Annotated in this window: 13 protein-coding genes; 4 read left to right on the top strand and 9 right to left on the bottom strand. The window is 47.1% G+C overall.

The window, feature by feature from the left end:
* The first annotated feature begins 14 nt into the window (after positions 1 to 14).
* Positions 15 to 1,022: an inorganic phosphate transporter gene (locus tag ACQ5DJ_RS04755; RefSeq protein WP_376893646.1), complete on the top strand. Its 1,008-nt coding sequence runs from the start codon at positions 15 to 17 to the stop codon at positions 1,020 to 1,022.
* A 155-nt stretch (positions 1,023 to 1,177) separates the two neighbouring features.
* On the opposite strand, the gene ACQ5DJ_RS04750 is transcribed toward ACQ5DJ_RS04755, so the two are convergent.
* From ACQ5DJ_RS04750 to ACQ5DJ_RS04725, 6 genes are all read right to left on the bottom strand, one after another.
* Positions 1,178 to 1,735 carry a DUF4825 domain-containing protein gene (locus ACQ5DJ_RS04750; RefSeq protein ID WP_429841417.1) on the bottom strand — a complete coding sequence of 186 codons (558 nt, stop codon included), beginning with the start codon at positions 1,733 to 1,735 and terminating at the stop codon, positions 1,178 to 1,180.
* On the bottom strand, positions 1,716 to 2,405 hold the full coding sequence (locus tag ACQ5DJ_RS04745; protein ID WP_429841416.1) for a permease prefix domain 1-containing protein: 690 nt from the start codon (positions 2,403 to 2,405) through the stop codon (positions 1,716 to 1,718). Before ACQ5DJ_RS04745 ends, ACQ5DJ_RS04750 begins: the two co-directional genes overlap by 20 nt.
* Complete coding sequence (locus ACQ5DJ_RS04740; RefSeq protein ID WP_429841415.1) at positions 2,405 to 2,752, bottom strand: PadR family transcriptional regulator; 348 nt, start codon at positions 2,750 to 2,752, stop codon at positions 2,405 to 2,407. Before ACQ5DJ_RS04740 ends, ACQ5DJ_RS04745 begins: the two co-directional genes overlap by 1 nt.
* 141 nt (positions 2,753 to 2,893) lie before the next feature.
* A complete protein-coding gene (locus tag ACQ5DJ_RS04735; RefSeq protein WP_429841414.1) occupies positions 2,894 to 4,342 on the bottom strand; it encodes a hypothetical protein in 1,449 nt (482 codons plus the stop codon).
* The gene (locus tag ACQ5DJ_RS04730) at positions 4,323 to 4,865 is read right to left on the bottom strand and encodes an RNA polymerase sigma factor (protein ID WP_087343560.1); all 543 of its coding nucleotides are present in this window, start codon (positions 4,863 to 4,865) and stop codon (positions 4,323 to 4,325) included. The genes ACQ5DJ_RS04735 and ACQ5DJ_RS04730 overlap by 20 nt, the downstream gene beginning before the upstream one ends.
* Before the next feature lie 16 nt (positions 4,866 to 4,881).
* Positions 4,882 to 6,501, bottom strand: a complete 1,620-nt coding sequence (locus ACQ5DJ_RS04725; protein WP_429841413.1) for a YcdB/YcdC domain-containing protein — start codon at positions 6,499 to 6,501, stop codon at positions 4,882 to 4,884.
* 237 nt (positions 6,502 to 6,738) lie between these two features.
* Between ACQ5DJ_RS04725 and ACQ5DJ_RS04720 the strand changes: the two genes are divergently transcribed.
* Positions 6,739 to 7,128: a cupredoxin domain-containing protein gene (locus tag ACQ5DJ_RS04720; RefSeq protein ID WP_429841412.1), complete on the top strand. Its 390-nt coding sequence runs from the start codon at positions 6,739 to 6,741 to the stop codon at positions 7,126 to 7,128.
* Here ACQ5DJ_RS04720 and ACQ5DJ_RS04715 read toward each other — a convergent pair.
* The 3 genes from ACQ5DJ_RS04715 to ACQ5DJ_RS04705 form a co-directional block, all read right to left on the bottom strand.
* Positions 7,118 to 8,338 carry an MFS transporter gene (locus ACQ5DJ_RS04715; protein WP_429841411.1) on the bottom strand — a complete coding sequence of 407 codons (1,221 nt, stop codon included), beginning with the start codon at positions 8,336 to 8,338 and terminating at the stop codon, positions 7,118 to 7,120. The genes ACQ5DJ_RS04720 and ACQ5DJ_RS04715 overlap by 11 nt on opposite strands.
* Positions 8,339 to 8,406: 68 nt before the next feature.
* Positions 8,407 to 9,342 carry a 4-hydroxy-3-methylbut-2-enyl diphosphate reductase gene (locus tag ACQ5DJ_RS04710; protein WP_429841410.1) on the bottom strand — a complete coding sequence of 312 codons (936 nt, stop codon included), beginning with the start codon at positions 9,340 to 9,342 and terminating at the stop codon, positions 8,407 to 8,409.
* Between the two features lie 60 nt (positions 9,343 to 9,402).
* Positions 9,403 to 10,332: a ketopantoate reductase family protein gene (locus ACQ5DJ_RS04705; RefSeq protein WP_429841409.1), complete on the bottom strand. Its 930-nt coding sequence runs from the start codon at positions 10,330 to 10,332 to the stop codon at positions 9,403 to 9,405.
* Positions 10,333 to 10,557: 225 nt separating this feature from the next.
* Between ACQ5DJ_RS04705 and glnA the strand changes: the two genes are divergently transcribed.
* Both glnA and ACQ5DJ_RS04695 read left to right on the top strand, forming a co-directional pair.
* Positions 10,558 to 11,976: a type I glutamate--ammonia ligase gene (gene glnA / locus ACQ5DJ_RS04700; protein ID WP_429841408.1), complete on the top strand. Its 1,419-nt coding sequence runs from the start codon at positions 10,558 to 10,560 to the stop codon at positions 11,974 to 11,976.
* 187 nt (positions 11,977 to 12,163) lie between these two features.
* Positions 12,164 to 12,805, top strand: a complete 642-nt coding sequence (locus tag ACQ5DJ_RS04695) for a L,D-transpeptidase family protein (protein WP_429841508.1) — start codon at positions 12,164 to 12,166, stop codon at positions 12,803 to 12,805.
* The last annotated feature ends 167 nt before the right edge of the window (positions 12,806 to 12,972 follow it).

Raw genomic sequence — 12,972 nt, 5'->3', positions numbered from 1 at the left:
GGAGACCTACTTTCATGCATACGAGCCTTCCTCTAGTTATTGCGGTTATCATCCTGGCTGTTTCCTTTGACTTTATCAACGGATTTCACGATACAGCCAATGCCATTGCAACCACCGTATCCACCAAAGCTCTCCCACCTAAGATTGCCATTGGTCTAGCAGCTATCATGAACTTTATCGGTGCCCTGACATTTACCGGGGTCGCCAAAACGATCGGTGGAGATATCGCCGATCCAGCCAAGCTGGAATTCGGAGTGCTTGTGGTTATGGCTGCTCTCCTATCGGCGATTCTTTGGAATTTGATTACGTGGTGGTACGGTATCCCGAGTAGTTCGTCTCACGCTCTCATCGGCTCACTTGTAGGTGCAGTCCTCGCTTCCGCTGGGAGCGCGCAAATCAACTGGGCTGGATTTTTAAAAATCTTCCAAGCGCTCATTGTGTCACCGGTTATCGCGCTGGTTGCCGCTTACCTCATGATGAATTTGGTTTATTTCATTTTCAGTCGGATCATGATTCCCCCTACCAAGGTCAACCGGGGATTTCGCCTCTTTCAGATTTTCACGGCGGCTCTACAATCCTTTACACATGGAACGAATGACGCACAGAAAGCGATGGGCATCATCGTGTTTGCTCTCGTAGCGGCTGACCTGCATGCAGATACGAGCACGATTCCTTTCTGGGTGCAGTTCATTTGTGCCCTCGCGATGGGCTTGGGAACCTCTGTCGGAGGCTGGAAAATCATCAAGACGGTCGGGGGCAAAATCACCAAAATTGAACCAATCAATGGAGCCACGGCCGATCTCACATCGTCCTCGATCATTTTTACCTTTACGCAGCTAGGATTGCCTGTCAGCTCTACCCATGTCATCTCTTCCGGGATTATGGGGGTCGGCGCAGCCAAACGTCTAAAGAGCGTCAATTGGGGCGTCGCCAAACGCATCGTGATCACTTGGTTTATTACGCTGCCGATTTCTGCCTTGCTCGCTGCAGCTACGTATTTGTTGCTACATGTATTTATCTAAAAGCAAAAGGGACGAGTAACAGGCTCGCCCCTTTTTTCTTTATTCTATTGAAAAGCCTAAGTAAGACTCTCCATTCTGTAAAGATAATCGCATATTGGTTTTTTACCGTATCTGATACCATTGCTCATTTCCCTTCTTCCGTTTTACCTCTTTCCCTATATACTCTCTATTTTCTTCATACCCTCTTCAATAAATTGGTCATTCCGTAACTTGTCCTGCACACCTGTCCGCCACTTTTCTTTCGTCAACAGCGATGCCAAATCATCACCGAAGAGGCCTTGAATAGCAACTCGTGTGGCCACAATCGTCGTATCAGAAAAACGATATTCGACTGTTTGCAAATTGTCTACCAGCGCAAAGGCTGCCATAGAATTATACAGCATCGCTTGCTTGAACAATTTCGCCTCGATGTCGGTCGTCATGTCCTCGTAATGAATCTCAATTGTAAACTTCTCCGGACGGAGCTGGAAGGTGCGCTTGAGATCACTCAACGGCAGATGATTGAACATGACCAGATTCGAAGTAGCGCCCATGTACTTGTTTTTGTATGGCAAAATGGATTCCAAATCGTGAGTCAGTGGGCTTTGCTGAGCCAATTGATATTGCTCGGATTGCGCTTCGTTCTCCGGGAGAATGACAATCTGAATGACCATGAACAGGACAACCCCGACGAGAACCAAGGCAAGTATGATTTTATTTCGCAATGATGTCACCTTCCCCTGCATCGTATTTCAGAATAAGCCGTGGAATGGCGTGGAGCCACAGTGGAATGAGGATAGAAAGAAAAGGCAGCGCATACGCTACGGCAATGGTAGCGAATTGATACGGTCCAGTAAGATTCACTGGCGTTGAAAACCATAGATTGCTGCCAAAATAGAGCGCTGTCGTAAAACCGATTTTCCCGACCATATAAAGCGCCCAAAGTATCCAGCCCGTTTTCCGCAGCAAAAAGGCAGACCGTACATTCATACTGGTCAAATTTTGCGAGGAAGCCGGTCGGTTGATCCCGAGTAAAATCAAATAGACGATTCCAATGAGTATGCAACTCGCAAACAGACCATAGTTCAAAAAGATACCCATGCCCCAAATTCGCAGTGGCATAGTCACAATCCAGGCAATGAGTGTGTACAGCAATCCGAGCTGCAACCATTCTTGCAGGAGTGGAAGTATGTATACGTTGCGGCGTTCTCCGACAATCGAATCAATCGAAGGCAGATTGGCCTTTGCTTTTTTCACGGCTTCATCCAGTGATAGCCCATCTGCGACCAAGTCGGCGACCTTTGCCTCCAAATTGCTCAATACTTCCCATTTGAGCTCCTCGATTTGTTTACTTCCTCTATATTTTTGAAACAATTGATCGACATAGTGCTGTAAACTCTCCATCACACTTCCTCCCGCCTTTCGATGAGCTGGTCAATCAATTCTTTGGCGACCTTCCAAGATGCCAGCGCTCTTTCGTACGACTCTCTCCCCGCTTCTGTCACCTGATAATATTTGCGTCTGCCCCCCTGGCTCTCATCTCCCCAGTACGAAGCGATCAGCTTTTGTGACTCTAATCTTTTCAGACTGGTATACAAGGAAGGCTCTTTCAGCTCGTAACGCCCGCCGCTGTTTTTGAAAATGGCTTTAATGATTTCGTATCCATAGTTATCGCCGTCACACAGGACACGGAGAATAATCGTATCGATATGACCGCGGATAATGTCACTGCTGATACTGCTGTCACTCATCTCGTTCACCTCGCAGCTATAGCATAACACATACTACTATGTGTGACAAAGTAATATGTGTTGAATTGCTTTTTCCCTTCATAAAAAAGACCCCTCAAAAAATCTTGAGTGGTCTTAAGCGGATCATTACTCTATCGTTTCTTACTGTTTTACCTGATACACAAGATAAGGTGCTGACGTCCTTTTTCCGTTTCTTTCCGGCCAAACATAAATCAGTTCCAGTGGGGGACCGTTACCTTTAATAGGCTCAGTTAATACCTTCCCGCCCTCAGTAAAATCCCCCTCCATCCCTATTACTTGCTTGCTCGTGCCATCCACCCAGACTTTATACGGGTGACTGTCTAATCGTACTCCCTGTGCAATGGCAGTAAAATCAAGCCTGATGGCAGACCCCTCCACCGCCGCACCATCCATTGCAAGCTGCGTGATCGATGTTGGCAGATAGGACTCCAGTTTTTTAGCCCCCATTTGGGCAGCTTCTGCTTGGGACAGTTCCGGGAGAGTTTCTGAATCCGTCCGTTTTTTCATTCGATATGTCAGCAATTGACCAGACGGGCTTGCAAATCGTGCAGTGAGATAGGTAGCATCTGCGACTTTCCATGTGTATTCCATGTACGTTTTGTCCTCAACCGTTGCCACAGGACGATTTTCCCCTCCTATATGAACACCGAACTCATGCTGGATAAGGGAGGCTATCTCTTCTTCTGAGCTGGCCTTTAATGGCCTCGCTTGTGCCTGAATCGGGATGAGGTTGTAGCCGCTACCTGCTGTCAGGCTTTGAAAATGTTTGTCCAGCACTTCTCCATTCAATGCATTGATATAGCCAGAGAAGGTCGCCGCTTCTTCTGGTTTCAAATTGACCGTCAGTCTTTGAAGGGCCTCTTCTTTGGAAATCGCCTTTGCTGGACTGGGAAATAATGAAAGCTCCACCTCTGCATGGATACTCTCTTCCATAACCATGCCCTTTGGCCTTCCATCCTCCGCCAGTCGAACCTTCACGATGCTATCTACGAAAGGAACACCGTTGATCTCGCGTTGAAAGACGGCTGTATTCGTTTCCTGTTGGCTCGAAACCATTCGATACTGCTTGCTTCTATCACCCAGTTTTTGTTGCATATATTTCTCTATAGACAGCGCAGGCCCATTGCTGTTGGATGTTGCTTCCTTTTGCTGTGCTTGTTTATTAGCGAACGACTGCGTCTTCGGTTCAACAGCTTGTTCTCTGCTTTGTTTGGTCTGTCCTTCCTCCCGCTTCACTGGCTGTTGTTTGCTAACAGGTTCTTGCGGTGTTACTCCCATTTTTTCCGATAGAGGTACAGTCACTGGGCGCTCCTCGGAACGGATACCGCTCGTTCCCTCTGGCGATTCTTTTCCGTCAGGCACAGCTACCAAGAGAGCCAGTACGACAGCTGCAGCTGCACCTCCTGTCATCGACAAGATACGGCCCACTTTTTTCCGCTGCTTCATCTGTCTTGCCTGTTTAACCAGCGTCTGATCCAAATAGGTGACAAATTCCTGACGGGGGGGTGGGTCTTGCCTTCTTAACCCTCGCAGTTGGACCGTCAGCTTCTCATCCTCTAGCCCACTCATTTAGAAAGCCCCCTTCCTCCGTATCATCCATCATTTCTTTGACCAGCTTTAATGCCCGATGGGTGTTTACTTTCACCTTGGATTCCGATACACCCAGGATTTCTGCCGTCTCCTTGATGCTGTATTCCTCGATGCAGCGCAAAATCAGAACCAGACGATAATGGGGCGCTAGCTTTTGGATCGCTTGCTTCAGCTCACGAACGTTTTCCCTCTTGGTCAGGACGTTTTCCGGACTCCCTTCCTTGGTCGCCAGCTTCATCAGCCAGTTTTCCGAGAAAAAGGACTTGACCTTCTGCTTGCGATGTTGGTCGATCGCCGCATGCTTGGCAATGGAGAAGAGCCATGTTTTCAGAGTGACTCTGCCATCAAATCCGGCGAGCCCTTTTAACACTCTCGTAAAAACCTCCTGCGTCAAATCCTCGGCATCATTCTGATTTCCGGTAAAATGGAGCAGAAAGTAGTAAACGTCCTGATAGTGAGCATGATAGATCGCGCTAATCCGCTGCTCGATATCCTCCTGCACGGGTTAGCCTCCTGTCTTAGTACGGACTTTTATGAAATTCAGCTGCAGTAGTAAATTTGCCGGTTAGGGCATCCATTTCTCGGTGGTCGAGAGATATGGCTGTTCTGTACACCAGAATGGGTTGATAGTTTGGGTTATCCGACAAAATATCGGCATCCGATGTGAAATATTGCAGCTCCAGTGGACGCACTTTCAAGTATTCCTTTAGTGCCTGCTCATGTGATACAGCCTTTTTGGGATCAGGCAGAATGAGTGGTTCCCAAGATACATCATACATATGCAGACCTATCACCTCTCCCGTGATACGGTCTATTCTGATAGAAATCACATCATCCAGAACTGGAATCCCTTCGTGCACATTTACAAACTTGAAGCCCTGCACAGCGCCTCTCTGTCGAAACTCTGCTGTCCCAATCGGCATCACTTCTTTTACATGCTTTGGTCCGTACTTTTCCAGCGCAGTAATAGCTAGTTTCATCGATTCTTCTGGCGTTAGCCATTTCTTTCCGTTTGGATCTTCTTCAGGGTATTCTTTTTCTCCCTTTCTCTTGTCAACCACACCGTAGCTCATGAATCGTCCTGTTTCTTCCTCCGTTACAATGATAGCCTCCAAGTCTTTATTGATTTCATGTGTATATTCCTTACCTTTCGTATCTTCAGAAATGCCTTCTTTTATTTTTTCAGCTTTGCTCTCGATCCCAAAAGCAGCGAACATAGCTGCTGCTTCCTCTGTCGTCTTTACGATTACTTCCTTACCGACAGGATTCACTCTGACAATAGGATTATAAGCACTCCCCGAACCTTCATAATCAGGAACTTCCTTGCCTGTTTTGGCATCGATAAATTCTGAAAATTCCGATTTGTATCGTAAGGTAGGAGAGCCATACAAGTATTTCTTCGTTTTCTCGTCCCATCCCTCTGCTGGCTGTTTCAAATAAAAGAGCTTCAGGTGTTTGGCGAAGGCTTTTTCAGCCTGATCCTTGGATATGGCTTCCTTAGGATCAGCAAACTTCAAATCTTCGAGGGCTGGTGCATCATTGCCCCCGAGATTATATAAGCCTGACCCTTTCGATATGACTTCCCCCTTGCTGTTTACGGTTAGACGAACATTGATATTCAGATACGGAAGTCCGTTTACCAGTTTTGTAAAATGGGCCACGTTGTCGTGTGAATAGTTAGGGTTATAGGCAAATCCGCCCATATCTGGACCATACCATTGTTTCATAAAATCTGTTGCCTTACTCTTTACTTTGTCATGCTCAATCTCGGGTCTTCCTTCTTCGGGAAATTCCTCGTAGTAGCTAAACCCCTTGGGATTCCCTTGTTTATCCAAACTGAATTCAAAAGACGGTTTCTTCTTCTCCTTGGACGTTTGCAAGATGATGCTTATACGACTCGTTCCATCATCTTTTTCTAAAATCTCAAGCGTACTGTAAGAAAAATCGGCTAAATACGGCAGCCTTTCCTTTACCTTTTGGATTGCAAGCTCTACCTTCCCTTTCCATTCAGGTGTAAGCTCCTTTGCCTTGCTCTCCTCCGCCAGCACTTGACCATTATTCGTCAGAAAGATTGGCGTAGTAGCAAGTAGAGTTGCTGTTGTTACCAAAAAAATCACTTTATTCAGCTTTTTCATCATTTACATCCTCCCGTATTTTTTTCAACGTTAATTAATCGTAAAAAATAGCAAAAGGTTACAAAAAATACAAAAAAGGCTGTTGAATCAATCATCAACAGTCTTTTTTATTTTGCATTTTTCATACGTTTTTCCATCCCTTCTTCAATCCAACAGGGAAAAAGTGTTTATCCCCTTCACTCCGAGGACAGGATAATAGTAACTTCCCATGCTATTGTCCTCAAAGGAGTTGAAAGCACAATGTCTCGTCACTGGTATCGGCTGCTTCGTTATCCAATCATCGCTCTGGCTGTGACATTAACGCTACTTTGGACGCATCATTACCATCGCCTGCCCGCCTCGTATGCTGTCGCGACGCGGACACATACCGTTACGATTTCTAGCGCTGGCTTTTTACCCAATCAATTGACTGCACACGAAGGAGAGCGGGTCTCGTTGATGATCGTCAACACCGATACCCGCCCTCACAATCTATCCATTCGTGATCTAAACCTTACATCCACAGAATTGAAGCCGACCCAATCGACTCTCTTACAGTTTTCAGCCGCCAAACGCGGTCGGTATCATTTCGTATCAGACGCACCTGGCTATCCGGAAACAGGCTTCCAGGGCATGCTCGTCATTGACTAGCTTGCACTTCTTCGTCTGGTGAGATTTGCTTCCACCGTCCGAATTTTATCATGAGCAGAGGAATGATCCCGATCGCGGTGATGATTCCAAAAAACAAATAAATGGCTAGCACCGAAAACGAATCTTTGATCCACCCTGCTACCAAATTGCAAAACATCGCACCAAGCCCGCCTCCTACTGAAAAGAAGATGGCCAACGCTGTCACCTGAAGGGATGCGGGCGTATTTTCGCGCACAAATTGGGCTGCCGTCGCCAAATAAAAGCCTACTGAAATCCCTTGCACAAAGAACATGGCAATCACGGCAGTGGTACTCGGCGCAGAGCTATACCAGAACCAGCGCATCGCGCAAAAAATCGCAGATAGCAGCAATGTCAACTCCAGTCCCCATCTGCGGACAATATAACCCGCCAGCTTCATAAATGGAGCCTCGCTGCCTGCAAACAACAAGAAGGCAAGACCAATACCGGCAATCGTCCCGCCGATATCCTGATAAAACAGGGAAAACCAAATATTATTGGCGTTTACAGAGCCCATCATGCAGAACGACGAGATCAAAAACAGCGCAAATCGCGGAATTCGCGCCAAATCTCTGATCCCTGCAAGCATACTAACGCGAAACCGCGAAGCCTCTGTCACTTCTTCCGGAACCTTCTGAAGAAACAGAATGGCAATAAGAAACGCCAAGCAAAACGAGTAAAAAAGAACATGTGGCCCCCACTGCTCGACGAGAAGACCCGTGATGAATGCCGCTAGGGCAAAGCCGATGGCTCCCCACAAGCGAATGTCGCCGAACTGCATGCCATGTCCCTTTGCATAACCTAGAGCCAAGCTATCTGAGATGGGAACGACGGCACTTTGAAAAAACGACAGCAATATGTAGAGCAAAAATACGTAAACAAAGGTGGAGACACCCGTAAAGAGAAGTCCCACCAGCCCAGTGATGATCAATGTCAGAATCAGCACGGTTTTGCGAATTTGATAGCGATCACAGATCATACCCCACATCGGCTGTGCCACAATGGAAACAATCGGCGCGACTGCACTGATGAGACCGATTTGGGTCCCGGTTAGATGGATGGATTCGTAGTATTGCGTAATAAGCGGAGCAAAAGCGCCAAACCCGTAGTAAATAAAAAGATAAAGGGCGCAAAGACTTACGTATCTGCCTTTTGCGCCCCCCAGCCCTATACCGGAAAGTGATTCTGGCATATAACTCTCCTATTTTGAGGTTAATTAACCGTGTAAGAAAACCTAACGCAGAGCATGCCTCAACTTTTTTATTTTACCGTTGGCAATATTTTCGTCATGTTAACGGTTCGTTTTTTCTCCCATGTAACTGGGTTGAATTCATCGAACTGCTCCAGGAAGGAGATGACTTCCTTCGTCAGTGGAGTCGGTGTCGAAGCACCAGAAGTAACCGCCACATTTTTCTTTCCACGCAGCCATTCAATGTCCAGCTCAGACAAATCAGCGATTCGATACGAGGGAACATTCGCGATTTCTTCTGAGACCTGTGCCAAACGATTGGAGTTGTTGCTGCGTGGATCGCCTACGACGATACACAAATCAGCCTCTCCTACTTGCCCCGCTACAGCTTCCTGACGAACCTGCGTAGCGAGACAAATTTCATTATGCACTTCCACACCTGGAAAACGCTTAAGAATGGCGTCCATCAGATGTTTGACGTCCCATTGGCTCATGGTCGTCTGGTTTGTTACGATCAGGTTGTCTGTCGGCAGATCGAGCGCGTCCAGTTCTTCCAGCTTTTGAACCAGATGTACGTGATCCGGCGCGATCCCCATAGCGCCCTCTGGCTCTGGATGACCTTTTTTGCCGATGTAGAGCACATGGTAGCCTTCTGCTACTTTTTCACGGATCAAATCATGTGTCTTCGTTACATCCGGGCAAGTCGCGTCGACGACGGTCAAGCCTTTATCGCGCGCTTTCTTGCGCACCTCAGGAGACACACCATGGGCAGTGAAGATTACCGTTCCTTCATGGATCTGATCCAGAAGAGCCAGTCGATCCTCTCCATCCAATGTTTTTATCCCTTGTTTTTCAAACGCCTCGACGACGTGAGCATTGTGTACGATCATGCCCAAAATGTGAATCGGGCGGGGCAAGTCAAAGTTTTGCGCTGTTCGCAGTGCCAAGACCATGGCATCCACTACACCGTAACAATATCCACGGGGGGAAATCTTGATGACTTCCATCTTTACCCCTCCTACTTTTTATAATGCGTGAGCGAAAGACATTTCACCCCGTATTATACCTTATTTGTCTCCTGCACGCTTCTGTTCATAAACCTTCAGATTATTGTAGACAACTTTTAAGAGCGGCGTGGACAAGCCTTTTTGTTCCGCTCGTTCCAAGAGATAGCCTTGAAGGTGATCCGCTTCCACCGGAAGATCTTTTTCCATATCACGCAGCATCGACGATTTCGTTTGAGGACGCTGATTCTGGAAAGTCTCCATCTGCTTGTCGACGATATCCGGCTTGATTGGTGCCTCCAAAGCGTTCATGACAGATGCGATTTCCTCAGCGAGCTGACGTGTCAACTCTACGCCCAAAGCCGATTCCCGGATTGGACCGACAGCGGAATTCATCAGCGTGGTAATACCGGAAAACGTCGCAATAAACAAGTATTTGTGCCAGGCTTCCCGTTGAATATTTGCGCTTGCACGCATCGTCCCGTTGATCTTGGAAAAGGCTTGCTCGATTCGCTCTACACGCTCGCTTTTGCCACCTTCCCACTCACCGAAAACCGTATCATGAATAGGACTTGTCTGCACGACATCTCCGTCAGCATTCAGTGTCGTTTCAATGAAACACAGACCCCCGAGAACACACTCCCGGCCAAAACGATCCCACAACAGTTCCATATGCGCAATTCCATTCAATAGCGGAATAACGACCGTGTCCTCGCCTACATACGGAGCGATGGCATCGACGCTATCTTCCAGCGTGTACGCTTTGTTGGACAAAAGCACAACATCAAAAGGTCCTGCTTCCTCACCTGCTTGAATCAGTTGTGGCTGCTCCAAAAGCAAATCCCCATGAATGCTCTGAATGCGCAATCCTCGCTCCTGCAGCTGTTTGTATCTACGTTCGCGCACAAGAAACGTTACATCTACCCCTGATTCAACCAGCCTGCCCCCAAAATAACCTCCAATGCCCCCCGTTCCCAGTACAAGAACCTTCATCTATATCGCCTCCGCGTTTATAAGTCTTGGTTTGTCTACATTTTATTAGAAAGTAACCATTTTCTAAACCCCACAATATAATGTTAGAAATTCTGACATTCAACGTAATAAAACCTCTTGACGAACAATGAGAATTGTCGATATAATTCGGAATATAGAAATCAAGGAAAACCCGAACGTTGATAATGAATCCATAACTTTAATTCGTGAATGGAGTGAATCATCTTGGATATGAAAACAGTCTTGTCCACAATTGATACAGAAAAAGTAGAATATGTAGATTTTCGCATCGTTGACCTGCTCGGCCGCCAACACCATGTCACGGTTCCTGCCTACGCGGTAGATGAAGGAACATTCCGCAATGGCGTCGCATTTGACGGCTCCAGTCTAACCGGCTACAAGTCCATTGAAGATAGCGACATGGTAGCAATGCCCGATCCGGCAACTGCCTTCATCGATCCATTCGTAGAAACCAAAACCATGAATATCATCTGCAACATCGTCAATCCAGACAACACCGTCTACACACGCGATCCTCGCGGCATTGCCCTCAAGGCCGAAGCCTATCTGCAACAATCCGGCCTCGCTACCGCTGCTTACTTTGGTCCAGAATCCGAGTTCTTCCTCTTTGACAACGTACGCTATGCCTCTGGTCCATCCGGCTCTTTCTTCCACATCGATTCAGAGGAAGCTTTCTGGAACACAGGTAAAGAAGGACAAAACCTCGGCTACAAAGTACGCAACAAGGGCGGATACTTCCCTGTTCAACCAACCGACTCCCAAATGGATATCCGCAATGAAATGTGCACGTTGATGACGAAATGCGGCATGTATGTGGAGCGCCATCACCATGAGGTGGCAACAGCCGGTCAAGGTGAGATCAATTTCCGCTTCGATACACTGACTCGTACAGCAGACAATTTATTACTGTTCAAATACATCGTTCGCAACGTAGCTGCCAAACACGGCAAAACTGCTACCTTCATGCCAAAACCAATCGTTGGAGACAACGGATCTGGAATGCACGTTCACCAAAGCTTGTTTAACGGAGATACCCCGTTGTTCTATGAGCAAGGCGGTTACGCAAACCTAAGTGAGACTGCGCTGCACTACATTGGCGGCATTTTGCACCACGCCCCTGCACTGATCGCCTTGACGAACCCAAGCACCAACTCGTTCAAACGTCTGGTTCCCGGCTACGAAGCACCCGTGAATCTGGTCTTCTCCAAAGGAAATCGCTCTGCTGCCGTTCGGATTCCGATCGCTGCCGTTACGCCAAAAGCGTCCCGCATTGAGTTCCGCACCCCGGACTCTACGGCTAACCCGTACTTGGCTTTTGCTGCTATGCTGATGGCTGGCCTCGATGGTATCAAGCGCAAGCTCGACCCGCGTGAACTGGGCTTTGGACCATTGGATAAAAACATCTATGACTTGTCCGATGCGGAAAAACACGAAATCAAGAGCGCTCCCGGCTCTCTCGCAGAAGCACTTGTCGCACTTGAACAAGACCATGACTTCTTACTCGAAGGGGATGTCTTCACAAAAGAAGTAATTGAAGGCTGGATTGCACAAAAACGCGGTGAGATTGAGCAAGTTGAACGCACTGTGAATCCGAAAGAGTATGAGCTGTATTACGACCTATAAGTTGCAGGAAAAAGCCCTTCTCTGATGAGGAGGGCTTTCATATGCGTTCGAATAAAAGGCGCCTCTCCATCACAAATTAAAATCATATTGCGAAAAACAGATGATGGGATGCGCATTGATTATGCTGACTCAAAAGATAACCCGCTCTCTCATACAAGGTTCTGCCATTCTTCTTCTGACCATAAGCATGTCAGCCGCTATCGGTCAGAAGATGGCTTACGCCGATCACTCGTTACCAATCATAAGCGATCAAGGCATTTATTCAATTGAGGTCTATCCGAGAAAACATCAGCTGATCATACGGAAGCATGGGAAAGTATTGAAAACCTATGTGGTTGCAGTTGGCAATCCCTCTACACCTACACCTGTTGGAGAATATAAAGTCATAGCCAAAGGAAAAGATTGGGGACCCTCATTTGGTCCGAGATGGCTGGGGTTAAACGTCCCTTGGGGAATTTATGGCATCCACGGCACAAACAAGCCACACTCCATCGGACAGCATTTGAGCCATGGTTGTATCCGCATGCGAAACAACGACGTCATTGAATTATTCAGGATGATTCCACTCGGAACAAAAGTAACGATTTATGGTCATGTATTGGGGGACCCGAGCCACGATCCTAGAAATTTAGCGGAAGGCGACGTTGGTGGAGATGTACAGCTCATCCAATCTCGCTTGAAGAGCGCTGGTTATTATCACGGGGTATGCGATGGCAAGTTTCGATCCTCGACAACTACAGCTCTAAAGAAATTTCAACGGAATCGAAAATTAAAGCCAAACGGTGTCGTATCAAGAAAGGTTTATGAAGAGTTGGGATTAGTGGAATAAATCCTGGCAAGGTTCATGTTTCTACTACATAAACCTTCTAAACATACTTCCAATCCCATTCGATCCTTGGAAAGTTTTGAATACCTCGTTTGCTATGCGTACACCATTTAAAATGGTATCCATATCAAGGTTTAGATTGGAAACCCTCGGCGGTCGAGACTCTCTTT

This window comes from Brevibacillus sp. FIR094 (genome assembly GCF_050477165.1).
Taxonomy (GTDB): Bacteria; Bacillota; Bacilli; order Brevibacillales; family Brevibacillaceae; genus Brevibacillus.
The sequence above is the reverse complement of the archived record's forward strand: the minus strand, read 5'-3'. Positions and strand labels throughout refer to the sequence as shown.